Source organism: Methylorubrum extorquens (genome assembly GCF_024169925.1).
GTDB classification, from domain to species: domain Bacteria; phylum Pseudomonadota; class Alphaproteobacteria; order Rhizobiales; family Beijerinckiaceae; genus Methylobacterium; species Methylobacterium extorquens_A.
The window spans coordinates 2,152,052-2,178,449 of sequence record NZ_JALJXF010000001.1; the positions used below are offsets into that span (position 1 = coordinate 2,152,052).

Below are 26,398 nucleotides of genomic sequence, written 5' to 3' on the forward strand. Positions count from 1 at the left end.
CCGGTACCGCCCCCTCACCCTCGGCTGCCGCCTCACTTCATGCCCCGGCAAGGGGGCATGACGCCCTCTCCCCGCGTGCGGGGAGAGGGAATGCGCGTAAAAAACCTCTCAACCGATCAGCGGCGTGCACACCGTCCGCCCCTGCCCTGGCAGCGGCACCACCGCGACCTCGACCCCGTAGAGCAGGCGGAGATGCTCCGGCGTCACCGTCTCCGAAGGCGGGCCCAGCGCGACGAGGCGCCCGCCATGCAGCAGCGCGACCCGGTCGGCGCAGAGGAAGGCGTGGCCGGGGTCATGCGTCGAGAGCACCACGGCGATGCCGCTCTGCGACAGGCGCCGCACCTGGGCCAGCACCCGTGCCTGGTTACCGAAATCGAGGCTGGCCGTCGGCTCGTCCATCACCAGGAGCCGCGGCTCGCCGGCCAAGGCGCGGGCGATCAGCGCGAGCTGACGCTCCCCGCCGCTGATCTCGGTGTAGATCCGCTCGCCCAAGTGGCCGATGCCGAGGGTGAGAAGCGCCCGCTCGGCTGCCGCGTGGTCGGCCGGGCCGGGGCTGGCGAAGGCGGGAAGCCGGCTCGCGCGGCCCATCAGCACCACCTCGCGGACGGTGAAGGGGAAGAAGGCGGCGTGCGCCTGCGGCACGTAGGCGATTTTCTTCGCGATTTCGCGACGCGGCAGGGTGGCGAGGTCGATGCCGTCGAGCAGCACGCGGCCGGCGAGCGGGCGCAGCAGCCCGAGCATCGTCTTGAACAGCGTGGTCTTGCCGCCGCCGTTCGGCCCGAGCAGGCAGAGCGCCTCGTTGCCCTGAAGCGTCAGGCTGACGCCGGAGCCGACCGCGCGGGCGCCGTAGCCGAAGGCGAGGTCTCGGATCTCCAGGATCATGCCCAGCCCCGCTTTCCCGCGGCCAGCAACCATAGGAAGAACGGCGCCCCGACGAGCGCCGTGAGGATGCCGAGCGGCACCTCGATGGTCGCCACCGTGCGGGCCAGGAGATCGACCGCGGTGAGGTACCCCGCCCCGAGCAGCATCGAGGCCGGCAGCAGGCGGCGGAAATCCGGCCCGACCAGCAGGCGGGCGACGTGCGGCACGATCAGCCCGATCCAGCCGATCACTCCCGTCACCGAGACCGCGGCGGCGGTCACCAGCGTCGCGCCCGCCACCAGGAGCGGGCGCAGCCGGCGTGTCTCCAGCCCGAGGGCGCGGGCCTCCTCGTCGCCGAGGCTCATCAGGTTCACGCGCCAGCGCAGCAGCACCAGGGGCGCGAGGCCGAGGGCCATCGCCGGCAGGATCGCGGCGATGTCGCCGGAGGTGACCGAGGCGAGACTGCCGAGGAGCCAGAAGGTGATGGCGGGGAGCTGGTTGTAGGGGTCGGCGAGCACCTTGAGCAGCGAGATCCCGGCCCCGAGCAGGGCACCCACGGCGACGCCCGCGAGCACGAGGGTGAGCACCGGATCGTGCCGGCGCACCGCCAGCCCGACGGCGTAGACGGCGCCGACCGCGGCGAGCCCGCCGACGAAGGCGAGCCCCTGGATCGCCGCCACCGGCAGGGCCAACACGATGCCGAGCACCGCGCCGAGGCTCGCCCCGGCCGAAACCCCGAGGATGTCCGGCGAGACGAGGGGATTGCGAAACAGCCCCTGATAGGTCGCCCCCGCCGCCGCGAGCCCGGCCCCGACCACGAGCGCCCCGAACACCCGCGGCAGGCGCACGTTCAGCACCACGGTCTGCGCGGCGGGATCGAGGGAGGTTGCCTGGCCGAAGAGCTTGGCGACGAGCACCCCGAAAACGTCGGCGAGCGGCACCGGGTAGCGGCCGATGCCGAGGGAGACGAGCACGAGGAGGATCAGAGCGAGCGGCGCCAGGGCCGCCAGTGGGAGGAATCGCCGCCGTGCGGATGGCGTCGATGCGGCGGGGCTCGCGGCCTCGCTCACCGGGTCGGCCCCGGTCCGGCGGCGTCGCGCAGGAGGCGGTCGAGCTGCTCGGGCGTGAGCTCGACCCGGTAGAAGCGCTTGTAGAAGTCGCGCACGGCGTCGCCGAGCGTCTGCGGGAATTGCTCCGGGAAGAACAGGCCGGCGAGCCAGCGCAGGCCGATCAGGCGGTTGACCCCGGGCGGGGCATCGACCCAGCCGAAGGGCAGCGTCGGCACCGCGTGGACGCGGCCCTCGCGCACCGCCTTCAGCCCGTTCCAGAGCGGATCGGCGGCGGCGAGCTTGGGAAAATCGGGATCGAGGGCGATGATCACGTCCGGATTCCAGACCAGCACCTGCTCGGGCGAGACCGCGGCGAGCCCGCCGGCTCCGGCGCCGGCCACGTTGCGCCCGCCCGCCGCCTCGATGATCTCGGTGTTGATCGAGCCGGACAGGCCCGTCTCCAACCCGCGGGGGCCGCGGCCGTAATAGACCCGCGGGCGCTTGTCTTCCGGCACCGCGGCCACCGCTGCGGCCACCCCCTTCAGGATTTTTTCGGACTCGCCGGCGAGCGTTTCGCCTTCTTCCGGTGCGCCGATCAAGGCCCCGAGGGTGCGGTAGGTCTCGGGCGTCGCCTTGAAGCTCCCATCGAGCAGCACGTAGGGAATGCCGGTCTGCGCCTGCACCCGGTCGGCCAGGGAGGCGTAGGTCGCCGCCGTGCTGCCGACATCGACGATGAGGTCGGGCTTGAGCGCCAGCACCGTCTCGACATTGGCGCTGCCGCCCCGCCCCGTCAGCCGCCCGGTGGCGGGCAGGTCGCGCAGCGCGGGGCTAAGGAATTCGCGCTCCTCCGGGCTCGGCGCCCGCGGCCAGCCGATCATCCGGTCGGGCGCCAGGGTGGAGAGCAGCACCGCCGCGGGCGGGCCGGCGGCGAGCACCCGGAGCGCTCGATCCGGCACCTCGACCCGGCGCCCGGCGGCGTCGGTGAAGGGCCGGGCCGCCGCGAGGCAGGACCACAACAGGGCCGGCCACAGGAGGGCGAGCGCGAGAAGGCAGCGGAGCAACGGCATCGGGGAAGGGCGTCTCCCGTGATCGGACGCGAGAGCGTCGACCTGGATATCGGAACCAGGGCGATGCTCTCGCTCCTTGTTTTTGCATCGCCTCTTTCCGAAAGCCGGCGGCCACCTTTCGGGACGATGCTCTCCCTATAGCGGCTTCCGCCCCGGTTGGCGCCGCGCCCGAACCGCGCCGCCTCTTACCGGGTTGGCCAGAGTGCCGGCATCCGCACGGATCTCTGTCCCGACATCGCGCGAGGATCCCTGAACCCATGCCCGATCCGGCCGTCAGCCATCACCACATCGACCTCCGCGGTCTGCGCCTGCACGTCGCCGAGGCGGGGCCGGCGGACGGCGCGCCGACGATCCTGCTGCACGGCTTTCCCGAATTCTGGTTCGGCTGGCGGCACCAGATCGAACCGCTCGCGGGAAGCGGCCTGCGCCTCCTCATCCCCGATCAGCGCGGCTACGGCCTCAGCGACCGGCCCAGGGGCATCGCCGCCTACCACCTCGACCGGCTCGCCGAGGACGTGATCGCGCTCGCCGATGCCTGCGGGCTCGCGCGGTTCAACCTCGTCGGGCACGATTGGGGCGGGCTCGTCGCGTTCTGGGTCGCGAGCTTCCACCCCGAGCGGGTCGAGCGGCTCGCTGCGCTGAACGCCTTCCATCCGGGCGTGTTCGGCCCCTATCTCCGGCGCCATCCGGGGCAGGCCCTGCGCAGCGCCTATGCCGGCTTCTTCCAGCTTCCCCTGCTGCCCGAGCGACTGCTGACGGCGCGGGAGGGGCGCCTCCTGCGGGCGCTGATGCGCCGGTCGAGCGAGCCCGGCACTTTCCCCGAGGCCGACCTCGACGTCTACGCGCGCGAATGGCTGCGCCCCGGCGCGATCACCGCGATGCTGAACTGGTATCGGGCGCTCGCTCAACTGCCCCGCGAGCGGCACCCGCCGAAGGTCACGGCGCCGACCCTGATCCTGTGGGGCGAGCGCGATCAGGCGCTCCAGACCGGCCTCGCCGAGGCGAGCCTGCACCTGTGCGAGCGAGGCCGCCTGCAGCGTTTTCCGCGAGCGACCCATTGGGTGCAGCATGACGCGCCGGAGGCGGTCAACGCGGCGTTGATCGACTTCCTGCGGCAGCCGTAAGACGGGTCACCTCAGAGGAATGCCGAGGCTCTGCCCCGGCATCCCGCCAAAGGGATGATCCCTCTGGAAACCCGCGCTGGCGGGAGCCGATCAGCGGCCGCTCATGCCGGCGCCGCCCTCGGTGCCGCCGCGCGAACCGGACTGCATCCCGCCGCGCTGCTCGCTGCCGCGGTTGCCGCCCGTGTTGCCCATGCCGCCGCCCTGCTCGGAGGCGTTGCGGGCGCCGCCGCGCTCGGAGGCGTTGCGGACGCCGCCGCGCTCGTTCCCCTCGCCGCGCATGCCGACATTGCGCGTGCCCTCGCCGCCGCGGCCCTGCTCCATCGAGCGACCGCCGCGCTCAGCCCCGCGGGCCTGCTCGGAGTTGCGCATCTCGTTGCGCTCGGCTCCGCGGGTCTCGCTGCTGCGGCTGCGCAGATCGGTGCGGGTCTCCGACCCACGGACCTCGTTGCGCTCGCGGAAGCCCGCATTGACCGTTCCGCCGCGCCGCTCGGTGGTCGAGACGGTGGTGGAGAGGCGGCGGTACTCGGGCGAGCCGTACACGACGCGCTGGCCGCGGATCGTCACAAAGCGGCGCGTCTCGCCGACGCTGACGAGGCGGCGATATTCCGGCGAGCCGTAGATCACGCGCTGACCGCGGATGACGACATAGCGGCGCGGGCCGGTGCTGCGGCGCTCGGTGACGATCAGGCGGCGATACTCGGGCGAACCGTACACGATCCGCCGGCCGCCGATGAACACGTAGCGGCCCTCGCGGCGAGTGCCGCCATCGACGGTGGTGGAGCGCACATCGGTGCGGCTGCTGACATGGGTGCGGTCGTGCGTGCGACCCTGGATCCGGTCGCTCCGCTCGGCGCGCGCGTTGCTGCGGACGGTGTCGCTCCGCTCGGCTCTGTCGCGGCCGGTTCGGTCGCTCGCGCCGCGCTCCGAACCACGCTCGCCGCGCGCCATGTCGCCGCGATCCGCTCCGCCCCGGCCGGCCTCGCCCCCGTCCCGATCGCCCCGGGCGGCGCTGCGCTCACCGCCCTTGGCGCCCATGCCGCCGCGCTCGCTGCCCGACATCCCGGTTTGTCCGCCGGACGGCCCAGCGGATTGCTCGGCACCGGCCCGCATCCCGCCGCGCTCGGACCCACCGGTCGCGGCGCTTTGAGCGTAGACCGACGTGCTCATCAGCAGAGCAGCAAGACCCATCGCAATCGTCTTCATGGCGTAACCTCCGAGGCTTAAGACGGCTCGAAACGTCGCAAGTGTCGAAAGGGTTCTGCGAAAAATTGAGAATCAGAAAAAGTCTGATGGGTCGAGGGTGGATTGATTTATCTGAACAAGCTTGGCTGTTTCGCGAGGGTGCTGTCTTGCCTGTTCTATGAGGTTGATCTGACCGGCTGGCTTTGGCCCTGGCCGATTGAGAGGATCAGCTAGGGCCGGAGGAGTTGGTAATGAAGCGAGGTCAGACATCTCTCGCAGAGTCGATTTCCGCGAGGCTTTGACCCGTCTTCTGCTCGTCGCACAAGGCTACACAAGAACGCACATGCGCACGGTCAATTTCTCCGTACTTTGTAGCCAACGCAAAAACACGCTAATCCGATCGCGGCCATCGGGCCGCCGAATCCATAGATTATGTGTTCCGTTCTGCTGACAGCAAAGAAGTCGACGACTGGGATCATCAGGTAGAGCAGACCCGTCACATAGATCGCAGTTCGCCAAGCTGGCCCGCGCTGGAGAACGACGGACAGAAGTAAGAGCAGGATCCAGGCGCCGAAGAAAATCCGTACCTCCGAAGTCGCGCGATCGGCGAGGTCGAGCGGGAGCAGACGATTGGCGACGAAGAAGGCCGCAATCGCGAACGGAAGGCCGACGATGACGCCGATGTTGAGATGGCGGACGATCTGTACGGTTCTGGATGGACCCCGATCTCGCGAGGGTGCACGCGCGTTCGTCCAGAGGATCAAACCCGACGCGATCATGGCCGCTCCCATGAATCCGCACAAGGCATAGAGACTTCGCAGGAGGGGGGCTGCGAAGTCTGCGGTATGCAGCCCGTTCAGTACGAAATAGGTCTGTGCGGCAGGCTGCGGATGCGCCGACTCCGCGAGCACGGCTCCGCTCACGCCATCGAAGGCGATCTGCGGATGGCGATGCGCCAGCCCACGCGGTTGTTCCATCAGGATCGTGACCGTGGCGTTGGCGTCCCGCGGCTTATCGATGACGAGATGCTCGGGCTTCGAACTCGAACGCTGACGGGCAGCCGCGATCATTGGGGCGATCGGAGCGAGTTCGGCTGGGCGATCCGTGGCAGGCCGTGCCGGCATCGCCGTGAGGCCGAGATCGACAGCGAAGCGCGGCACATCCCCGCGATAGGCCGCGACCACGCCCCAGGGCATCATGGTCAGGGAGAGAAGTACGAGTCCGCTATAGGCGATGACGAGGTGATAGGGCAGCGCCAGGACGCCGAACACGTTGTGCGCATCGAGCCAGGCCCGGCGGCCGCCCTTTCGGGGCCGGAAGGTGAAGAAGTCCGCCAGGATCCGGCGATGGGTGACGACGCCGCTGATGAGAGCGACGATCAGGATCGTCGTGGCGCTGCCGACGATCCAGCGTCCCCAGAGCGGGGGCATGTGCAGTTCGTAGTGGAAACGGTAGAGGAACTCGCCCCCCAACGTCTCGCGCACCGGGACCGGGATGCCGGTGGTCGAGTCGAGAATCAGGCTCTCGCGCGTCCCGCCCTTCCCACGCCATTGCAGGCCGATCGTGCTGTCCGAGGCGTTTGGCAGCCGGACGAACCATTGCTTGGCCTCGGGTGCGTGCAGGCGAAACGCGGCAATGGCCAGCTCGGCGGCGGAGCCCGGATCGACTGGCGCCTGCACCCGTATTTCGGGGCGCATCCAGTGGGAGATCTCGGCCTTGTAGTAGCTCGCCGTGCCGGTGACGAAGACGGCATACATCAGCCAGCCAATCACGAGACCGGACCACGTATGCAGCCACGCCATCGACTGTCGGAAGCTGCGTCTCATACGCCCGGCGCCCATCTTGATCCGCTCCGGCCGAAAGCCGGAGTCGAGGAATAAGACGCGTGACCCGCCCGGACGGCCACCAGCCGCCGCAGCTCTGTGGCCGGGATGTGACAGCCCCTTTCGAAAAGCCGACGAGCAAGCAGAACAGCCTCAGGAACGTCAGGCGTCTTTCGGCAACGGAGTCAGCGGCATGGCCGTAAAATCGATGTTCGACGGCACTCAACGACAGCGGAGTTTAAAACAGATCTAAGTTATTGATGTTGAATGCAAACCGGCGATCTGCGCTTCGTCTCCTATCTTGATTGTCGGGAGAGCGCCGTCATGCCCGCATCTGGCGCGCAGGCCGAAGATCGTGCGTTTGGGTCCAATGCCGATCAATCGCTGGACCAGCTGCTGCGCCGTTACTACGGCGAACTGAATGCGCTGGCCTTCGCTCGGCTGCGCAACCGTGACGCGGCTGCCGATCTGGTTCAGGATGCGATCGTTCGCTTCCTCGCGGCCGGCCGGAACGGAGGGCATGACTTCGGGCGGTTCGAAAGCCCTCGCTATTTTCTTCGAGCGATCGTCGCCAATCTCGCCATCGACGCGGCGCGGCGGAATCGACGGCGCGGGCTTCCGGTTCCGCTCGAAGATATAATGGACATCGCCGATCAGGCCCCGCTCGCGGACCGTGCCGTCGCCGCGCGCCAGGAATACGCGCTGCTGCGGGCAGCTTTGGACGGTATGCCCGCGCGCTGGCAGCAGGCGCTCCTGCTCAACCGTATCGAGGGATGGAGCCACGCCCGGATCGGGCAGCATCTCGGCATCTCCTCGACCATGGTAGGCAAGGACATCCTCGCCGCGCTCCGGCGCTGTCTTGGAGCGCTCGCGTCGTCCAGCTGATGCCGGCTGCCTGCAGCCATTGCAATCGACGGTGTTCGCAGGCGCGGGGCGGTCGTCTACTGCCTGTGACGTAGCTTCTGTCCCGGCCTCTCCATGACCTCGCATGCATCGGACGACGCAGCCACACCCGATGACATCCTCGATCCGCTCACGGAGCAGGCCCTCGAATGGCAGGTGCGCCTGCATTCGGGTGAAGATCGTGCAGCGGTTGAGCGAGCCTTCGAGCTTTGGAAGAACGCGGATCCGTCTCATCGCCAAGCCGCCGACCGGGCGGCCGAGCTTTGGCGTCTGCTCGGTGGCGCTTTGCCCAGGCGCGGGCGCGGCCCGCCCAAAAGCGCGATCGTCCTCCTGATCTGCGCCCTCGCCACCGGCGGGCTCCTCGCGGGCGGCGCCTTCGGGCCGCCCCGTTCCTGGCTTGCCGACGCACGTACTTCCGTCGGCGAGCGGCGGGAGATGGCGCTCTCCGATGGCACGCAGGTCGATCTCGACAGCGGCACGAGCTTCGACATCACGTTCACGGCCGACCGGCGGCAGCTGCGACTGTATACGGGGCGCATCCACGTGGCCGTGCAGCCGGACAAGACGCGCCCCTTCGAAGTGATCGCGGACGGCGGCAGTGCACGCGCCCTCGGAACAGCCTTCGACGTCGATCGCGAGGGAGGACGCACCAGTGTCCTCGTCACCGAGAGCGTCGTCCGGGTGCGGGCTATGGCCGAGCAGGACGCTGAGGCGGTCGACCTCCTCGCCGGCCAGGAGGTGAGCTACGCGGAAGAGAAGATCGGCCAGATCCGGCAGGTCGATCTGCGTGCTCGGACCGCGTGGCGGCAGGGGCATCTGGTCTTCGATGGCCAGCCCCTCGGCGAGGTTGCGACGGTGCTGACCCGCTATCGCCGCGGCCGCATCCTGGTGACGGACCGGAGCCTGGAGGCACTGCGCCTCACCGGCACCTTCTCGACGGCCGACAGCGACAGAATGCTCGATGCCATCGAGGTCGCCTTGCCGGTCCGGATCCTCCGGTTGCCGCTCCTGACGCTGATCCGCCCGGATCCGGCCCGCATCGGGAAGGCAGGAGCGGGACGATCCATTCCGTGATTGCCGGGCACCCCATTCTTCACTTCGGGCGATCCCCGTCGAGATCCGGCTTCCCGCGCAATGATAGGAAAATGTGATCGGTCCGGTGGGCATTCGGAGCGAGCCGTCGTCCTGGATGAAGAGACCGCCCACACGCCGGTCCCTCATCAGACCATCGTGCACGAAGCCCCGGCATCATGATTCCTCGGCAAGAGCCTCGCCCTATCTCCCGCCCGTACGCGTCCTGGCCCCTCGCGATCCTGTTGCTCACTGGCGCAGCCGAAGCCAAAACGGTCCGCGTTCCGCAGGCTGGTCCGGTGGATGCGGGACGAGCAGCGATCTGGTTCGACATATCCGCCGGCGCGCTCTCTGCCGCCCTCCCGGCTTGGGAAAGCGCTACCGGACTCAGGCTCGTGGCTGCGACAGAGGCGCTGAAGGCCCCCCGGACCCAAGGGGTTCATGGCTTCTACGAGCCCGAAGCGGCCCTCGCCCAAATCCTGGCCGGGACGAGCCTCGTCCACCGCTTCACGGATGAGGAGACGGTCGCGATCTACCGGGCGGACTGGAGTGCCGCCCCAGGCGCCGCGGCCGCGGAAGTTGTTCTGGACCAGCTCTCCGTCGAGGGCGAAGCATCGGGGGAACGCGCCAACGGCCCCGTGCGTGGGTACGTGGCGCGGGTCAGCGCTTCGGGGACGAAAACCGACACACCCATCATCGAGACACCCCAGACGGTGAATGTCGTCGGCGCCCGCCAGATCCAGGACGAAGGAGCGACGTCGCTCGCTCAGGCGCTCGCCTACACGCCGGGCATCGCCAGCCAAGCCGTTGGCGGCTTTGCCAGGACCTCCGACGGCTTCACGATCCGCGGCTTCCCCGTGGAGACGGGCAATCAAGGCCTGTTGCGCGACGGATTGAAGCTTCAGTCGGGCGTCTACGACGGAACACAGGAGCCCTACGGGCTGGAGCGCCTCGAAGTGCTCAAGGGCGCCGCCTCGATCCTGTACGGCCAGCTCTCACCGGGCGGCATCGTCAACGCCGTGAGCAAACACCCGCTCCAGACGCCCTACAATGAGCTTAATGTCACCATCGGACAATATAACCGGAAGGAGGTATCGGGCGACTTCACCGGTCCGCTCACGCCCGACGGGGAGTGGTCCTACCGGTTGACCGGTCTATTCCGCGACAGTGACAGTTATCTTGCCTTCACGCCGGACGACAAGCGTTACATCGCTCCTGCGATCACTTGGCGTCCATCGAGCGCCACCTCCGTCACATTGCTTGGCTATTATCAGGAGATCAACACACGTTTCCAGCCCCCGCTCTCGGCGGTCGGCGTGCTGCTCCCGAACGGATCCCTCCCACGATTCGCAGTGAATCGATTCTACGGCGAACCGAGCTTTGATCGCTTCGATGCCCGCTCCGGGGCGATCGGCTACCAAGTCGACCATGCCTTCTCGGACAACGTGAGGCTGCGTCACGCCCTACGCTACTACCAGTCCGGCGTCGACTGGGACTACATCCTGCCGACTTCACTCCTGGCTAATCGGCAGGTCGCGACCCGCGGTGTCAGCTTGCGCAACGAGAATGCCACAGGTATCGCCTCCGATACCTCGCTAGAGACAAAATTCGTTTTCGGTGAGACCAGCCATACCCTGCTGGCCGGTATTGATTACTACCACAGCTTCCTCAACTCTGAGCGCTTTTCCGGCACCGCGAGCAACCTCAACGTCTACGCACCAGTCTACGGGGTCGGCAGTCCCGTCATCAACTACGCGCGCAACAACGGCTCGAAGAGCACGCTCGATCAGGTCGGTCTCTACGTCCAAGACCAGATCAAGTTTGATCGCTTCGTGCTCCTCCTCGGCGGCCGGCAGGATTTTGCCAGCACGCAAGTGCTGACCTACCGCACCGCCGCTCAGCTCGCGCAGACCGACAGCGCCTTCAGCGGGCGACTCGGGCTGCTCTATCTCGGCGATCAAGGGCTGGCGCCCTACGTCTCTTATAGTCAATCCTTCCAAACCTTCGCCCTCACGGATCGGAACGGTAACCCGTTCCAGCCGACGACGGGCGAGCAGTACGAGGGTGGGCTGCGCTGGGATATTCCAGGGGCCAACACTCTCGTCAGTGCCGCCGTCTATCAGATCGATCAGCAGAACGCGCTGGTGGCGGATCCCGTTAGCCCCGCTTTTAGTATTCAGACGGGCCGCGTCCGCTCACAAGGCTTCGAGACGGAAGTACGGACGAATTATGGACCGCTTCAGGCTGTGGCGTCCTATTCCTATACAGACGCACGGCAAGTGCGCACCACCGATCCGGCGGCCCTGAACCAACGAATTGATCTCGTCCCCTACCATCAAGCGGCCGTCTTCGGCACCTATGACATGGGCCTGTTCGGAATCGCCGGGCTGCGGCTCGGTGGCGGCGTGCGCTATGTCGGAAGTGCCAACATCTCGGGCGGGGTCAGCTTCGATACCCGCGCCGCAACTCTGTTCGACCTCGTGGGAACCTACGATTTCGGCGTTGCGGATCCGACCCTGAACGGTTGGCGCGCTCAGTTAAACCTTCGAAACATCCTCGATCACGCGTATGTCACCTGCGTGACCGCAAATGGCTGCCGCTACAGCGAACCATTGAATGTCTTCGGCACGATCTCGTATCGATGGTAATGCACCGGCAGAGACTAAAAAGACTTTTATTGCGCCGGACTTTTGGTGTTTACCTAAAGTCCGGCGAGTTGTTTTCAGTAATTGCAAATATTTTTATGAAATTTCTCCCTGCCTGGCACCCTGCACCTGTTTCGTTCAATAGCGCGCAAACCGCAGTAATCGGATTGCAGGCCGAAAGGGAATGTGCCCTCCCGATGTCCTAATGTCTCTGGTGTTCATTTCATCCAGCCTTTCGAAGTTGGATGTCTGGTCCCGGCTGGTGGAGCGGGTCTGACCTGAATCTGCCTGGGTCGGCAGACCATGCCTTGCAGATGGCTTCATAGGGAGTGAGGCCCCGCAGGGTCTTCAGGCGGCGGCCAAAGTTGTAGGCGCTGACGAAGTCGGCCAGATGGGCACGAAGCTGTGCGTGGCGATCGTAATGATAGCGCTTGTCGCGAGGCGCGATGTGCTGGCCGAGGGCGTATCGTGCGGGCTGCGCCGCATCGAGCGGATCATGCGCGCGAACGCCTTGCGGGCGCGGCCGCAAGGCGGGGGGGGGCTGCCGAAGGACGAGGGTGAGCGGGCTGCCGCTTCGCCCGATCTCTTGGAGCGGCGGTTCGCGGCTGATGCCCCGAACCGGAAATGGATCGCCGACTTCGCGTCTATCTGGACCGCAGAGGGCTGGCTCGACGTCGCTGCCTTCATCGACCTGTTCTCCCGCCGTGTCGTGGGCTGGTCGATGCAGGCCAGCATGACGGCGCAACGCGTCACGGATGCGCTCGTCATGGCGATCTGGCGCAGGGGCAAGCCGGATGCCTTGCTGCATCACTCGGATCAGGGTTCGCACTACACAAGCGAAGCCTGCCAGCGCCTGATGGCTGAGCACGGCGTGACTTGCTCGATGAAACGCGCATTCCATTCGACGTCTTTCACATCCCGACGATGCCGCGCCTCCTTGCGGTCACGGGTGCCGAGCGATGTGAAAATTATGCTGCGGCCGATGGCAGCCACGCAGTCGTTAGGGACGCGTCGCCGGTAATGCCAGACACCGCCTCGGTCCTGAAGGTGGTGGTTTTTCGGCACCTCGTCGATGCACCTGTGTAGCACGTTTGTGCATCACTGTCGGGCGCTAAGGTGCTGATCTTAAAAAGCCACCGGTTCCCCAGTGAATTGGGGGGAACCTGGTGGAGCTGAGGGGAGCCTTACCCAAGGATCGGTTAACCCCTTCTACAACAACGAAGTCATTGTCCTTGCGTCCGTTTTGGGGGCGAGGCATGGGTCTTAACCGGGTCTATTCCCTGGGCGAGTACCCTATGCCGCGCCGCGCCTCCGTCGATCGAGCCTACCTTGAGCAGCATGGCAGGCATTGGCGTGTCAGCGTGAACGTGCCTGCCGCAGTCAAGGACATCATCGGGCGACCGAAGCTTCGACACGATCTCGGCACCGATTCCCTGCGGACCGCCAATCTTCTGAAAGGTCCCTACATCGCCCGCTTCAAGGCCCAGATCCAAGAGGCCCTCACCACGGTCGGTCGTCAGAAGCAGTCGACGACCCGGGAGGCGATGGAACTGGCGAAGTGGGCCCGGGAGGCCAAGGAGCGCAACACCTCGCGGGAGGACTGGGACGAGTACCATCAGATCATCTCGGAACGGACCGTCGAGATCCGGACACGGAACGCCATGCCCGTCGAACTGCCTGCGATCGATGATGACGGCCCCGGGCTCGGATGGATCAACAAGCCGGAGGATGTCGCGGAGGCCCGGCGCTTCGGGCGCATTGCCTATCAGGCCGGGACTCCGTTCGCCGAGTTCCATGAGGAGTATTTGAAGGGATCCCAGGTCGCGGCCCGGACGAAGGCCGATGACGAACGATCTCTTCGGCTTCTCCTACAATGGCTCCAGAATGAGAATGTTGACCCAGAGATCGAGCGCATCACCCCTCTGCGCGCGCACGCCTTCGCAAAAAGATTGCCCACGCTCGCCGACGTCGCACCGGCGACATGCAACAAGTACCTGTCGCGGCTATCCTCGTTCTGGGCTTACCTGGCAACCGTGACCGAGGTCGCCGCCTCGAATCCCTGGGTCGGCGTCGCTCTTCGGAAAACAGGCCCGAAGTCCGGCGAGGAAGAGCGTCCATTCACAGACACTGAGGTCGCCAAGTTGCTGCTTGGGCCCGCCTCCCCCCACATGCTCGACCTCATGTACATCGGTGCACTGACCGGGGCGCGTCTCGACGCGATCGTAGACCTCAAGGTCCAGGACACCGCCAACCGCGTCATCCTGTTCCAGGCGCGCAAGACGGAGACGCACGCCCGCTACGTGCCGATCCACCCTCTTCTGGAACCTGTCATCGCCAAGCGTTGCCAGGGCAAGGCTCCCGAGGACGACCTGTTTCCCGAGTGGCCGCCGGTGAGGAAGGTCGGCTCCATGCGCGAGCGCCCCTTCAAGGCTTCCAACCATTTCACCGATTACAGGCGTCTCGTCGGCGTGGACGAGGTCGTGGCAGGGAAGCGACGCGCCCGCGTGAACTTCCACAGCTTCCGGCGTTGGTTCATCTCGCGGGCCGAGCAGGCCGGGGTTGCGACCGCGATGATCTCCGCCATCGTCGGCCACAAGCACGGTTCGATCACACTGGACGTGTACAGCGAAGGGACGACGATGCAGCGAGCCCGAAGGGCGGTCGCCAAAGTGAAGCTCCCTCCCCTCGACGGCAGTCCGATCCGTGAGATCCAGACAGTCCGCGCGCGAGTGCGGTCAGCATAAGTCGGACCTCTGCCTCGTCCGCTGTTCTTTGCTGCTCAGGACATGACTACGCCGAGGCCCGGCTGGCTTCCGGAGATCCGATCTTTCGTTCGACGGCTTCCGATAGGCCCAGACCGGCATTTCGAGCGGAGTCTCCGCGATTGGCAACGACGCTGTGGATGAAGGCGATCACGATGACAGCACCACCATAGGCAGAGATCAGCCACTCCGGCACGTGCGTCACGGCGGCGATGAACATGAAGGCGGACAAGCCTCCAATCGCCCAGAACGCGCCCGGCTCCAAGTAGCGGTACTCTGCCAGCGACTTGGTGTCGAAGAACAGAAGCGTCAGTGAGCGTACGAAAACCGCACCGACGCCAAGCCCCACAGCCACGACGAGAATGTTGTTCGTGATGGCGAAGGCGGCGATCACGCCATCGAACGACATGCTGGCATCGAAAATTTCCAGGTAAAGGAACATGCCGAGGCCGCCTGTCGCCAGGGCCTGTCCGCCAGTGGCACCCGACCTCTCCTGCATACGAAGGTCGATTGCCTCAAGGCCTTCCTTGATGAGGTCGACGGTGATGTGTGTCCCGATGCCGGCCATCGCGGCAACGAAGAACGCGACCCCCTTCCCCTCGGGCATCAGGTAGGCAGTGAAGCCGGCCGCCACGCCCGTGATCAGAATCTGAATGCCTTCCAGATGGCCGAGATGGCCCAGCACGGACTCGACCCCTGGGAGCCAATTCCCCTCGCGCTCGGAGTCGATGAAGAATTTCAGGAAGATCATCATCAGGAACGCGCCGCCGAAGCCCGATACGATCGCGTGACTGGAGATCAGGATCTGCGCGAACCGTCCCGGATCGGCGTAGGCCAAGCGCGAGGCCTCTGACAGGGAAAGGCCACCGAGCCAGCTGACGATCTGGATGGGTAGATAGAAGCGCATCCCGAAGACAGCGATGAAGATGCCGACCGTGATGAAAGCCTGCCGCCAGAACGGTGACATCCGCTCCATCACCTTGGCGTTGACGATGGCGTTATCAAAACTGACAGCCAATTCCATGATGGCCAGGACCATCGCCAAGGGTAAGAGTGCCACGCCTCCTTCCGCGAAAGCGAGGGCAACGAACATCAGGGCCGACAGCCCGATGGCGTACCGGAAATACTTCAAATTCGCGGCCACGACGGCCTCCGCATGTTACTGGTTCGGCGCATGCCGGGGCAGCTTAAGATTTTACTCGGCCCCGATTTGGTTACGCTTGCGCCTGCCGTTACGGGGGCGGCCTGTAAGCGATCATTCGGCCGGAGGCATCGAGGTCGACATAGGCCCGAGCGCCGCGTCGACCCTGGACGCGAAAGACCATGGCATCCCGCCGGACATCGTCGAGCTTGAGTTCGTTGCCGACCGCGTCGACGAACGTTTCCTCGCGACCTCCAACATCACGGATGCCATGGGCGTCCATGAAAGCAAGGTTGTCTCGTTCGAGGGCGAACGCGCGTACCCGCCTTCCTCGCTGCGCCAAGCCGACGAGAAGCCCGATCACGGCCGAAGCCGCATGGACCAAGAGGGCGATACCGAGGAGCCCTCCAGCACCCGAATTCGGCCGTCCCGGCTGTGGCTGGCCCAGGACGGCGACCAGGATCACACAGAGGGTCAAGCTTCCCGCCGCAGCGAGCATCGCACCGATTACGCGGAGGACCGATGGCGAGTGGTGCCCCCTCGATAAATTCCACGCTGCGTAGCCAGACCCTCCGGCCACCGCCACGAAGGCGATGACCGGCAGGATCCATTCCTTGCCCTTACGGTAGATGTCGCGCCCTGCGCTCCAGCCGAAGCCAGCGGCTGCCGAACCTGCTGCGATCGCCGCGAGGCTACGCAGCGCTCCTGGAGAAGACGCGGCCACCGTTCGGCTCTCAGGCGTTGATGCCGTAGGACCGGGCAAGGTCCCCGAGGCCGCCCGCGAACCCTTGTCCGACAGCCTTGAACTTCCACTCGCCGTTGTGGCGATAAACCTCGCCGAACACCATCGCGGTCTCGGTCGAGGCGTCTTCCGATAGATCGTACTTGGCGAGTTCCGCGCCCCCGGCTTGGTTGACCACGCGGATGTAGGCGTTTTGCACCTGCCCGAAATTTTGGCTTCTCTCTTTCGCTTCATGGATCGTCACGGCAAACACGAGGCGCGTAATCGCTTCGGGAACCTTGGCAAGATCGATCTTCACGACTTCGTCGTCGCCGTCGCCCTGCCCCGTCGTGTTGTCGCCCATATGCTCGACTGAACCATCGGCAGACTTCTTGTTGTTGTAGAAGATGAACGCCGCGTCACCGGCACACTTCCCGTCGGCTCCGAGCAGGAACACGGAGGCATCCAGGTCGAAGGGCTTGCCGTCCGAGACGCGGTTATCCCACCCGAGGCCAGCGAGAATGGCAGCGAGGCCGGGGGCTTCCTTGGAGAGCGAGACGGTGCCCCCCTTGCTCAGGTTCACAGGCATGGTGCGATCCCTTCTTGGGTCGTGCGTCGGATGACTGGTGGGACGGGGGCGGACTGGGGCGCGCTCCAGAAGAGCGCGATGGTGGCAAAACCGGCAATCAGCCGACGTTGATGCCGTACTGGGTTGCCATGGCCTTCAGGCCACCCGCGTAGCCTTGTCCGATTGCCTTGAACTTCCACTCGCCGCCGTGGCGATAGATTTCGCCGAACACCATCGCGGTCTCCGTCGAATAGTCTTCGCCGAGATCGTAGCGGGCAATCTCGCGCCCGGTGTCCTCGTTGACCACACGAATGAACGCGTTCTGGACCTGACCGAAATTCTGGCCTCGCTCGCTCGCCTCATGGATCGTCACGGTGACTGCAAGCCTCTGCACATCGGAGCCGACCTTGCCGAGAACGACGCTGATCTTCTCGTCGTCCCCGTCACCCTCGCCGGTGCGGTTGTCCCCGTGGTGCTTCACCGACCCGTCGGCCGATTCCTTGTTGTTGTAGAAAATGAACCCTGCGTCATTCGAACACCGGCCGGCATCGCTGAGCATGAAGAGCGAAGCGTCGAGGTCGAAATCCTTCCCATCCGTCTTGCGATTATCCCAGCCAAGCCCGATTAGGATCTTGGAAAGATTTGGTTCTTCCTTGGACAGGCTGACATTGCCGCCCTTGCTGAGGCTCACGGCCATCTTGATCCCCTTTTCTCGTGAATTGCTGGGAGCGCCCTCGGAGCGCCCGTCGTTGACAGGACCCGATCGTGGCCCTGGACCCGGAACGATACTCTGGTGAGGAGACGCCTCCTCCAGGGTCCCCTCTTCACCCTTTCAAAGTTCGAAGTCGGCCGGCGACAGGCCAAGCTCATGGCAGGCTTTACGCACCACGTCCTTCTCCTTGGCGTCGAAGGTGCCGTCCGCACCGCCGACCATGATGCCGATACGGATCAGCTGGCGGGCCGCGGCTGGGTCATTGCGAAGTGCCCCGACGTACTTCATCGCCTCTGCGAGACCGATTTCGGCGTCGAAGTCATACTTGCCCTTCAGCTCATCGAAGAGCGGCTGCACGGTGTCCCATTTGAAAGCCTTCAAAGCCTCCAGGTTCTGGAACACGCCATAAAGCTTGCGCTTCTCGTCCTGGTCGATAGTTCCGTCCGCCGCGGCGATGGCCACCCCGATGGCGACTGCGCCCTGCATGAACTTTCGATTATTGAAGCGGGCGATTTCGCCCTTGAGCGCAGACGATGCTGCCTCGCCTTGTGCCTTGATCCAATTCAGTGCGCTCATCGTTCCGCTATCCCTCGAAACGTTGCGTGTGTCCGCCGCGAAAACTTGTCAGGCGGCGAGTTAATTCAGTTCTTCGAACCCGCTTTCCAGCGTAGCCCCCAGCCATAAGCGGTATCCATGTCGTCGTGCCCTCGGAAGTACGCGACCTCCCGGGAGATCCGCATCCGGCCTGCGTCGTTCTCGATCAACGCCACGGCGCACATGCGTTTGGCGTTCGATCCCTCTTCCATACGAACTTCGACGGGGCCTTCGCCCGGGACCCGCACGGTCACCACACCGTCGGTGCGAGCCCAGTTGGGCACGCCGTCGTAGATGAAAGCGAAAACGAGCAGGCGCTGGATGTTGGTGAAGTACCGGCCGTTCACCCGCATCCACTCGCCGTCGACGGAAGCGCCGGAGCGGTCGTCGGAATCGAGGGCCACGAATGGCTCCCGGTCGAGCCGGCCGAAACTGTTCCCCAGCGCCTGGACGCAACCGATCGATCCGTCGGTCAACTCGTAGAGGCAACCGAGATCCAGGTCGATCCCGCCACCACCGCGCTGGAGCAGCCCGGAAAGTCCGCCGGTCTTTGCCCTGCTCCAATTGAGGTTGACCGTCACATCTCCGTAGTCCGACCGCTTCTCCAACGAAACGGTCGGACGTTCCTTGGTCAAGCTGACCTTGGAAAGATTGATCGGCTTCGGTGTCGGTGGCGAGACGGGTGCAGGGGCGACAGGTTGCGGCTTGGGTGCCGGCGGCGGAGATGCAACTGCGGCATCCTCCACGTCGACGCCGTAGGCACTCGCAAGAGAGGCAAGGCCGCTGGCAAAACCCTGTCCGACCGCCTTGAACTTCCAGCCTGCGTCCCGGCGGTAGAGTTCGCCGAGAACCAACGCGGTCTCGCCGTTGGAGGCCGGAGGTGGAATGAATGCGACAGCATCGCCTTGTGCCGATTGAACGGAGATGCGGAGGCCTGCGATCTTTCCGAAATGCATCCCGGTTTCCCGGGCACCGTGTATCGTCCCGCTGAATGCCACCCGCTGAACGCGATCCGGGAGTAGCGCCGTCTTGATGTGGAAGACGGAAGCGTCACGGTCGGGCACATGGCCGGGTACGCGCTCGAAGCGAACGGCGCCATCGCCTTTCTGGCCATAGAAAATCATGTCCGCGTCACCCGACACGCGCCCGTCCGCGCCAAGCAGGAAGGCGGCTGCGTCGATTTCGTCGAGACCCGGTGTCGAAGCCCATTCCACGACAACCATGAGGTCGCCGCTGGGCACAGGGGCGTTCCCGCCCATCGTGAGAGTGGTCATGTCGGCGCTCTTCCTGAGGGGACCCGGCTCAGAGACATTCCCGGGCAGGCCCGACAAGATCGGCCGCCGTACGTCCGTGTGCGGACCGGCCTATCGCCTGCATGTCCCACGAGCTGCCGGCCCTACGGAGGACGGCCATGACGACGCCGGTGTGGCGCCCCTTCTCCGCCAGAGTGAAGCGAGCGAGCTCCCTGCCATTGGATTGGTCCACGACCCGGCAGAAGGCGTTGTCGACCTCATCGAAGGTCTGGCCGCGAAAGGAGTTCACGGTCAGAACGAGGGCGTCGATCTCCGCAGGTAGGCGCGTGGTGTCGATATCGATCACCTCATCGTCGCCATCGCCGTCGCCCGTCAGATTGTCGCCATTGTGGTGGATCGCGCCACCAAGGATGTCGAGGCGGCCAAAATAGGCGGTATCGACATGGCGCCCGCCTGCGAAGGCTAGGCAAGAGGCATCCAAGTCGATGGAATCGCTGCCGCCGCCGCCAAAAAGCTTGCCTAGGAACCCGCCACCTTTCTTCGCGGGATCCCACCCGAGGCCCATACTGATCCTTGCGAGACTTGGAGCTTGCTTGGTGAGCGAGATCGAACTGCCCTTGGTCAACGAAACGGCCATCGCGCCCCAACCCCGATACGGCTCAGGGATCGCTACCCACGGCCGCTTGCGGGCGAAACCTACTTGGTTGTATTGTCCTGTCAAGCTGCTTACTGGCGTTGTTTTTCTAAATTCACACAAGCACTGCGATGTTTTAATGATCATTTGATAGGCGCATCGACCCAATTGTCAAAACGACACCAGGAGCCCGATTGCAAAAATGCATCTATTTAATGAATTTGATCGCTGCTACGCGCGAGCATTGCTTCTTGATGTAACGATATGGCATCGCGTTGCTGGTCGTGGGGCATCAAACGCGGCGATGGATCACTTTCGTCGCCTGAGGGCGTAGCATGGGCACGAGCCTCATTATCGGCCAGAACCGTCCTATCGCGGCCCCCCGCGTCCAGTTCGAGGCAATAGGCCTCCCATCAGGCTTCGCTCTGGCAGCGATCCCGCAGGGCCCGTCGCCAGCTCTGCCTTGGCATCTTGGCTCGCCACCACGTCATTATCTGCTGGATTTCGGCGCTGGACGTCGTGAGGTCGATCTGGAAGCGCTCGGAAGCGGCACGGACAGCGTTCTGCTCGTTGTGTACGCGGTGCGTGGCGTGCGAACGTTATCTGCTGCCGCCGAAGCTCGGTTCACCGTCGACGGATCCGTTCTGACGCCTGCGGCCGATGTCGGGCGCCTTACCGAGATCGTCTTTGCCCGCCTGTATCGGCATGGGGGTGGCTGGAAGCTGCGAGCACTCTCCGAAGGCACCTCGCGCGGGCTTGCCTACCTGGGGCGGCTCCATGGCGTCATCATCGACGACGATGGCGAGCCGGTGCCGCTTCCGCCAGTTCCACCCCCATCCGACGAGAGGTCTGCCGGAGCCCCCGCCTGGACCGGTACCGGCTTTCTCGTAGCTCCGGGGCTGATGATCACCAATGCTCATGTCGTCGAAGGCGCGCGCACTCTCGTAGCCGCGGGGTTCGAGGGGCGCACGTCGGCGGAGCCTGTCATCATCGATGCCAATTGCGACCTCGCGCTGGTGCGCCTGCAGGCCGATGTCGCTGGCACACCCTTGCCGTTCCGGACCGGTCACGGTCCATCTCTTGGCGAGACGGCGATCACCTTGGGCTATCCACTCGCCGGTTTCCTGGGGTCGGGTCCGCAGGTCGCGAATGGATCGGTATCCGGGCTCCTCGGTCCATCGGAGGATGCGCGGATCCTGCAGATCACGACGCCAATCCAAGGTGGGTCGAGCGGGGGGCCTGTCCTCGACACCCGAGGCCGCGTCATCGGCGTCGTAACGGCTTCGCTCCAAGGAGCGCAGAACGTGAACTTCGCTGTACGGGGCTGCCTCGCCCAGGCCCTCGTCGAGGCAGCCGGCCTCAGCGCTTTGTTGGCGAACGACGACCGGCCGGAGGCTGATGTGGCGGGAGTCGCCCGTATCGCACGCGGTGCCGTGTGGCGATTGGAGGCGAGACGGTGACGGTCATAACCCGTACCGCAATTTTCGAGGGGACGCCCTTCCAGATGCCGTTTGGCACCGCACACGTGGCGGAAGCGGAGCCTGCCGCTTGCGTACGGCCGGACGACAGAGTGGACGCCTCATGAAAATTCAAGGTCCCCGAAGCAAGGTCCGCCGCCGCATCGCTCTCGCTGCGGCGACCGTGATCATCATGGCCCCTATAGGGCTTGCGTTAGACTTTTACCTGCCGTCCCATCGCCTCGTTCGGGTGCTGAACTCGGACGTTTATCTGCAAGGGCGTGGCAAGAAGGATCGAACGACGGGGGTCTACCAGATCTTCACCGAAGATCCGGATACACGGCGACAGCACGTATACCACAACGAGGATACCGGCTGGGGCTTTCCATTCTACTTCAAGTTCAACTCTGCTGATGTCCAGTCGACCGCAGCGTCAATCGCCTCCGACGCATCACAGGACGGCAACTACGCCCTCGTTACGTCCTATGGCTGGCGGGTGAACCTGCTTTCGATGTTTCCCAATGTCACGGCTATCCGCCGCGTCCCGCGTGGCTACGTGCCGGTGCCCTGGTTCAACATCGCATTCTTTACAATCCTCGCTGCCGTGATCGCTTGGCTCGCCTACCTGTACCGCCGCTGGCGCCACCTGCGGATCGCGCCGCCGGAAGCCGTTCGCAGGATCCCCCAATGATCGAGGTCGCCATCGAGCAGCCCACCACGGATTTCCGCGTCGACTTCCATGCGGACCTGCCCACGGGGCGCATTGCGGTTGAAGTCCATGCCTCGGATGTCCCGCCCGAGGATCTTTTCGGCTTCGCCCAACGGCGGAATCCGAAGCGAGCGTTCCTCTTCGTGTCATGCGTACTGGGCCGTCATATCCCAGTTGCCCCCTCCGTCATGCGGTCGACCTTTGCAGGCTTAGCGGCGAAGGTCTCCTTCGACCTTCCCGGACCCGTGTTGGTGATGGGGATGGCCGAGACCGCCATCGGCTTGGGTGCCGGCGTGCACAGGGAGTGGTGTCGTCTCACCGGGCGGGACGATGCGGTCTATCTCCCTAGCACGCGACACCCGCTCGGCGGTCCGATCCTCGCCCGGTTCTCCGAGGACCACAGTCACGCGACGTCCCACCTCGTGCACCAACCCGTTGCCGAGACCCTGCGCGACATGGTTGCCAAAGCGCGGTCCCTCATCCTCGTGGATGACGAAATCACCACCGGCCGGACGCTTTCCAACCTGCGGGCGTCACTCAACGAAGCGGGCCTCGGAAGCATCCGCAGGGTCGTGCTCGCCACCATCACGGACTGGTCCGGCGGTAAGGCCGGCGAAGATTGGGGGGAGCGGGTCGACATCGCGAGCCTGCTTTCGGGACGCTTTACTTGGACGCCATGCGCCGGTGCATCCGTCCCGTGCATGCCCCACGTCGACGTGACGGCGTCCGGTACCTTCCCTTTGAACCCAAGCCGTGATTGGGGGCGGTTGGGGATCCACCGTCATCCCGACGTCGCGGCCGTCCCCGACTTGAAGTCCGGCGGCCGCATCCTCGTACTGGGAACGAGTGAGCATGTCTGGCGCCCCTTCCTCATAGCCGAGGCGCTGGAAGCGGCAGGGTGTCATGTCCGTTTCTCGGCCGTGACGCGTTCGCCCATTGCCCTTGGCCATGCCATCGGCTCGGCCCTGTGTTTTCGGGACTCGTACGGCATCGGGATCCCGAACTTCGCCTACAACGTCGATCCGGCCGCGTACGACCACATCTTGCTTTGCACCGAAACTGCCGCGGGCTGTGTCGATCCGGTATTCGTGCGCGCTCTCGGCCCTGCCCTCACCATCCTGTCCGAGGCCGCCTCGTGATCCGCCCCCTCGTTCTCGTGGATCTCGACGACACGCTGTTCCAATCGGGACGGAAATGCCCGTCCGCGGAGGCTGGGCATCTTACGTTGACCGCGGAAGCGTCCAACGGGCGACACTCCTACGCGACGCGCGCTCAATCCAATCTCTTCATGTGGCTCAGCGAGACGACCGAGCTCGTTCCAGTCACGGCGCGAGGAAGCGAGGCGTTCACGCGGGTCAGGCTTCCATTTCCGCATGGTGCCGTTCTCGCGAATGGCGCTGTCGTGCTGTTGCCGGGCGGGCAGGTGGACACCGCATGGCGTGCCGAAATCGCGCGAGGGCTTGCCGCCGCAAGAAGGGACTTGGATTTCCTCCTCGACCGCGGGCGGCAAATCGCTCTCGAAACCGGACTAGAGCTCCGCTCGTGGATCGTCGAAGAGGACGGGATCGGAGCCTACACCGTCTTCAAGGACAACGCCGACGAGAACGGAAATGGGCTCGCCGCACTCGCCGATGCGCTAGCCGCCCCGGCGGGGTGGACCCTCCACCGCAACGGCAACAACATGGCCTACATCCCGGCCTGCATCTCCAAGCGCTTGGCGTGCGAACGCCTCGTGGATGACGCGCGCCGTTCGGATCCAGGGCGGTTGATTGTCGGGATCGGCGACTCGATCTCGGATTTCGGTTTCATGGCACTCTGCGACCTGATGGCGACGCCTTCTCGTGGCCAGTTGGCCGACCTGCTGGCCGGCATCTTCGTGGAACAGGATCCAGCTTCTCGGCAGGCTGGGCGGCCGCCCCTCGATAACCCGACGTAGGAAGCGGTGACGCAATGAACGCCCGCAACGTCGTTGCCGCGCATGCCGCCGGATTCCACGGTAGCTACGCCCCGCTCGATGTCGAGTTTCTGCTCAGACCGATTGCGATCACGCCTGTCGGCATCGCGGAGAAGGAGCGGCTCATTCAGTCCGGGCAGCGGCACTACTCGGAGATGCTCAGCGCGGAGACAGCCCCCTCACCCGCCTACGCCGCACTCTACCACTCCGCTCTCGATGCCGGTGCGCGACGCTTCGGCCGAGACACGGCCGCGCTTGCACTCACCTTGTTCCAGGGAGCGGGGCGGCCCGTGACGCTGGTCAGCCTCGTGCGGGCGGGCGTCCCCCTCGGTGTCCTCCTGCGACGCGCGCTCGTCGAACTCGGAGCCGACGTGGCTCACTTCGGCATCTCGATCGTGCGCGATAGAGGCATCGACGCGGTCGCCCTCGACCATGTCCTCGCCCGCCGACCGGCCGATGGTCTCGTCTTCGTCGATGGGTGGACGGGCAAGGGAGCCATTGCGAGCGAACTTGCGGCGAGCCTTGCCGGGTATCCCATCCTCTCCCCGCGGCTCGTGACCCTAGCCGACGCGGCCGGACGGGCATGGTTGTCGGCCTCGGGGGAGGACTGGCTCATCCCATCCGGCATCCTCGGAGCTACGGTTTCTGGCCTGACCAGCCGAACCGTGCTCAATGACGCCCTTGTGGGGCCCGGTCAGTTTCACGCCTGCGCCGTGCAATCGCATCTTGCCGAACACGATGTCTCCCGCACCTTCGTCGATACGGTATGGCCCCACGTCCAGGTTGCCCTCGGCACGGTTGGGCCGGCGAAGTGGACGGATGCAGATAGGTTCGCGGCGCGATCCGCCGCCGAGGAAGCCGTCGCCTCGGTCGTCGCCAGGTTCGGGGTCATGGACCGCAACCGGATCAAGCCGGGCATCGCCGAGGCGACGCGGGCGGTCCTGCGGCGCGTTCCCGAGCGCGTCCTGATCACCGATCCCGGCGAGCCGGATCTCGCTCCCCTGGTGGCCCTTACAAGCTCATCCGGCGTCACACTCGACGTGCTTGGTCCTGCCCTCGGCCCCTACAGGGCGATCACCTTGATCCGGAAGGTCGACTGACATGGCCCCCGACGCACCAACGTTGCGCCAGGTCCACCCCTACGCACTCGGGGCGACCCTCTACGTACCGATGATTCATGCAAACGCGGCCGACGTCGCCCTCGGCCGAAAGTTGCCGGGGCTTCGCTCGGTGGTTCTCTGTCTTGAGGATGCCGTCGCAGACAATGACGTTGCTGAGGGGCTCCTCCGCCTCTCGAAGCTTTTGTCGGACCTTCGGAATTCAGAACGCAATCATGTGGCTACCCCGCTCGTGTTCGTGCGACCGCGCAACCTTGAAATGGCCTTTGCCCTCGCCGGACTACCCGGCATCGAGTCCTTGGACGGTTTCGTCTGCCCAAAGGTCAGACCTGGGCAGGTCAAGGCTTGGGCAACCGTGGTTTCAGGAACTACGCTGCGGCTGATGCCGACCCTTGAAACCGCGGAGATCCTCGACCCCGTCGCGGTGCGCGACCTGCGCGACGAACTGACTGCGGACGCCGCTGGACGGATCCTGGCTCTGAGGGTGGGGGGGAACGACCTCATGGCTTGCCTCGGGCTGCGCCGTAGCCGCGGTCGGACCGTCTATGACGGCCCGCTGCGGAGCGTGCTCGCCAATCTGGTGAACCTGATGGTCCCGGCGGGCTTTCACCTCACGGCGCCCGTGCACGAGATCATCGACGACACGGAAACCCTGGAGCGCGAAGTTGCGGAGGACGTTGCCTGGGGGTTTGTCGGTAAGACCGCCATCCACCCCTCGCAGATCCCGTCGATCCACGCCGCCTTCGCGGTGCGAGAGCAGGATCTCGACGCAGCCCAGCTCATCCTCGCTCCTGGCGCCCCGGCCGTCTTCCGGCATGGAGGCGCCATGTGCGAGCCCGCCACTCACCGCGCCTGGGCGATCTCTATCGTCGAGCGGACGCGCTGTCATGGTCTTCGCTCAATCGACCCTCCTGCCGCGGTCCCGCCTCCCCTCCGCGACCGAGAGCCTATCCGTCCCCGGGTTGCGGATGTCGAAGCCGGTAGCCCCACCTACGAGGAGTTTGCCCCGTAGCGAGATATACAGCGGGTGTGCTGTCCGCGGCTGTAAGC

At 65.3% G+C, this 26,398-nt stretch carries 23 protein-coding genes and 2 pseudogenes; 13 read left to right on the forward strand and 12 right to left on the reverse strand.

The genetic code is table 11. The features are described from left to right. Positions 1–108 precede the first annotated feature (108 nt). The 3 genes from J2W78_RS10105 to J2W78_RS10115 are packed head-to-tail and all read right to left on the reverse strand — an operon-like array spanning position 109 to position 2,977. Positions 109–882: an ABC transporter ATP-binding protein gene (locus J2W78_RS10105; RefSeq protein WP_253370221.1), complete on the reverse strand. Its 774-nt coding sequence runs from the start codon at positions 880–882 to the stop codon at positions 109–111. Continuing rightward, positions 879–1,931: a FecCD family ABC transporter permease gene (locus tag J2W78_RS10110; RefSeq protein ID WP_253370223.1), complete on the reverse strand. Its 1,053-nt coding sequence runs from the start codon at positions 1,929–1,931 to the stop codon at positions 879–881. The genes J2W78_RS10105 and J2W78_RS10110 overlap by 4 nt, the downstream gene beginning before the upstream one ends. Further along, positions 1,928–2,977, reverse strand: a complete 1,050-nt coding sequence (locus J2W78_RS10115; RefSeq protein ID WP_253370225.1) for an iron ABC transporter substrate-binding protein — start codon at positions 2,975–2,977, stop codon at positions 1,928–1,930. The genes J2W78_RS10110 and J2W78_RS10115 overlap by 4 nt, the downstream gene beginning before the upstream one ends. 257 nt (positions 2,978–3,234) lie before the next feature. Here J2W78_RS10115 and J2W78_RS10120 point away from each other — a divergent pair, with 257 nt between their 5' ends. Further along, the gene (locus tag J2W78_RS10120; protein WP_253370227.1) at positions 3,235–4,101 is read left to right on the forward strand and encodes an alpha/beta fold hydrolase; all 867 of its coding nucleotides are present in this window, start codon (positions 3,235–3,237) and stop codon (positions 4,099–4,101) included. Between the two features lie 90 nt (positions 4,102–4,191). Here the strand turns inward: J2W78_RS10120 and J2W78_RS10125 are convergent, their stop codons facing one another. After that, a complete protein-coding gene (locus J2W78_RS10125) occupies positions 4,192–5,304 on the reverse strand; it encodes a hypothetical protein (protein WP_253370229.1) in 1,113 nt (370 codons plus the stop codon). Between the two features lie 332 nt (positions 5,305–5,636). Beyond that, on the reverse strand, positions 5,637–7,085 hold the full coding sequence (locus J2W78_RS10130; protein WP_253370230.1) for a PepSY-associated TM helix domain-containing protein: 1,449 nt from the start codon (positions 7,083–7,085) through the stop codon (positions 5,637–5,639). Between the two features lie 288 nt (positions 7,086–7,373). On the opposite strand from J2W78_RS10130, the gene J2W78_RS10135 reads away from it, so the two are divergent. From J2W78_RS10135 to J2W78_RS10150, 4 genes and pseudogenes are all read left to right on the forward strand, one after another. Next, the gene (locus tag J2W78_RS10135; RefSeq protein WP_253370232.1) at positions 7,374–7,991 is read left to right on the forward strand and encodes an RNA polymerase sigma factor; all 618 of its coding nucleotides are present in this window, start codon (positions 7,374–7,376) and stop codon (positions 7,989–7,991) included. Between the two features lie 93 nt (positions 7,992–8,084). Then, the gene (locus J2W78_RS10140) at positions 8,085–9,083 is read left to right on the forward strand and encodes a FecR family protein (protein WP_253370234.1); all 999 of its coding nucleotides are present in this window, start codon (positions 8,085–8,087) and stop codon (positions 9,081–9,083) included. A gap of 392 nt (positions 9,084–9,475) precedes the next feature. Next, complete coding sequence (locus tag J2W78_RS10145; RefSeq protein WP_253370235.1) at positions 9,476–11,728, forward strand: TonB-dependent siderophore receptor; 2,253 nt, start codon at positions 9,476–9,478, stop codon at positions 11,726–11,728. A 442-nt stretch (positions 11,729–12,170) separates the two neighbouring features. Next, a pseudogene (locus J2W78_RS10150) lies at positions 12,171–12,674 on the forward strand (IS3 family transposase); the annotation flags it as partial. On the opposite strand, the pseudogene J2W78_RS24890 reads toward J2W78_RS10150, so the two are convergent. Continuing rightward, positions 12,671–12,814 (reverse strand): annotated as a pseudogene (locus tag J2W78_RS24890) (DUF6538 domain-containing protein); the annotation flags it as partial. The pseudogenes J2W78_RS10150 and J2W78_RS24890 sit on opposite strands and share 4 nt — an antisense overlap. Positions 12,815–13,020: 206 nt before the next feature. Between J2W78_RS24890 and J2W78_RS10155 the strand changes: the two are divergent. Then, positions 13,021–14,469: a tyrosine-type recombinase/integrase gene (locus J2W78_RS10155; protein WP_253370237.1), complete on the forward strand. Its 1,449-nt coding sequence runs from the start codon at positions 13,021–13,023 to the stop codon at positions 14,467–14,469. 46 nt (positions 14,470–14,515) lie between these two features. On the opposite strand, the gene J2W78_RS10160 is transcribed toward J2W78_RS10155, so the two are convergent. Then, the gene (locus J2W78_RS10160) at positions 14,516–15,631 is read right to left on the reverse strand and encodes a DUF475 domain-containing protein (RefSeq protein ID WP_253370239.1); all 1,116 of its coding nucleotides are present in this window, start codon (positions 15,629–15,631) and stop codon (positions 14,516–14,518) included. A gap of 76 nt (positions 15,632–15,707) precedes the next feature. Here J2W78_RS10160 and J2W78_RS10165 point away from each other — a divergent pair, with 76 nt between their 5' ends. Next, positions 15,708–16,175 carry a hypothetical protein gene (locus tag J2W78_RS10165; RefSeq protein WP_253370241.1) on the forward strand — a complete coding sequence of 156 codons (468 nt, stop codon included), beginning with the start codon at positions 15,708–15,710 and terminating at the stop codon, positions 16,173–16,175. Positions 16,176–16,362: 187 nt separating this feature from the next. Here the strand turns inward: J2W78_RS10165 and J2W78_RS10170 are convergent, their stop codons facing one another. The 5 genes from J2W78_RS10170 to J2W78_RS10190 form a co-directional block, all read right to left on the reverse strand. Then, complete coding sequence (locus J2W78_RS10170) at positions 16,363–16,938, reverse strand: TerD family protein (protein WP_253370248.1); 576 nt, start codon at positions 16,936–16,938, stop codon at positions 16,363–16,365. Between the two features lie 97 nt (positions 16,939–17,035). Then, entirely contained in the window at positions 17,036–17,608 is a 573-nt protein-coding gene (locus J2W78_RS10175; protein WP_437178552.1) for a TerD family protein, read from the reverse strand. A 141-nt stretch (positions 17,609–17,749) separates the two neighbouring features. Further along, positions 17,750–18,205: a tellurite resistance TerB family protein gene (locus J2W78_RS10180; RefSeq protein WP_253370252.1), complete on the reverse strand. Its 456-nt coding sequence runs from the start codon at positions 18,203–18,205 to the stop codon at positions 17,750–17,752. 65 nt (positions 18,206–18,270) lie between these two features. Beyond that, on the reverse strand, positions 18,271–19,497 hold the full coding sequence (locus J2W78_RS10185) for a TerD family protein (protein WP_253370254.1): 1,227 nt from the start codon (positions 19,495–19,497) through the stop codon (positions 18,271–18,273). Positions 19,498–19,525: 28 nt separating this feature from the next. Next, the gene (locus tag J2W78_RS10190) at positions 19,526–20,101 is read right to left on the reverse strand and encodes a TerD family protein (RefSeq protein WP_253370256.1); all 576 of its coding nucleotides are present in this window, start codon (positions 20,099–20,101) and stop codon (positions 19,526–19,528) included. Positions 20,102–20,445: 344 nt separating this feature from the next. Between J2W78_RS10190 and J2W78_RS10195 the strand changes: the two genes are divergently transcribed. From J2W78_RS10195 to J2W78_RS10220, 6 genes are all read left to right on the forward strand, one after another. Continuing rightward, positions 20,446–21,570, forward strand: coding sequence for a trypsin-like peptidase domain-containing protein (locus J2W78_RS10195; protein ID WP_253370258.1), 1,125 nt, complete (start codon positions 20,446–20,448; stop codon positions 21,568–21,570). Between the two features lie 121 nt (positions 21,571–21,691). Continuing rightward, positions 21,692–22,258, forward strand: coding sequence for a DUF1523 family protein (locus J2W78_RS10200; protein ID WP_253370260.1), 567 nt, complete (start codon positions 21,692–21,694; stop codon positions 22,256–22,258). Beyond that, entirely contained in the window at positions 22,255–23,415 is a 1,161-nt protein-coding gene (locus tag J2W78_RS10205) for a phosphoribosyltransferase domain-containing protein (protein WP_253370262.1), read from the forward strand. Before J2W78_RS10200 ends, J2W78_RS10205 begins: the two co-directional genes overlap by 4 nt. Then, positions 23,412–24,212 (forward strand): hypothetical protein, encoded by an 801-nt coding sequence (locus J2W78_RS10210; RefSeq protein ID WP_253370264.1) that lies wholly within the window; start codon positions 23,412–23,414, stop codon positions 24,210–24,212. The genes J2W78_RS10205 and J2W78_RS10210 overlap by 4 nt, the downstream gene beginning before the upstream one ends. Positions 24,213–24,226: 14 nt before the next feature. Then, a complete protein-coding gene (locus J2W78_RS10215; RefSeq protein ID WP_253370265.1) occupies positions 24,227–25,330 on the forward strand; it encodes a cysteine protease StiP domain-containing protein in 1,104 nt (367 codons plus the stop codon). A 1-nt stretch (position 25,331) separates the two neighbouring features. Then, on the forward strand, positions 25,332–26,360 hold the full coding sequence (locus J2W78_RS10220) for an HpcH/HpaI aldolase/citrate lyase family protein (protein ID WP_253370267.1): 1,029 nt from the start codon (positions 25,332–25,334) through the stop codon (positions 26,358–26,360). Positions 26,361–26,398 lie beyond the last annotated feature (38 nt).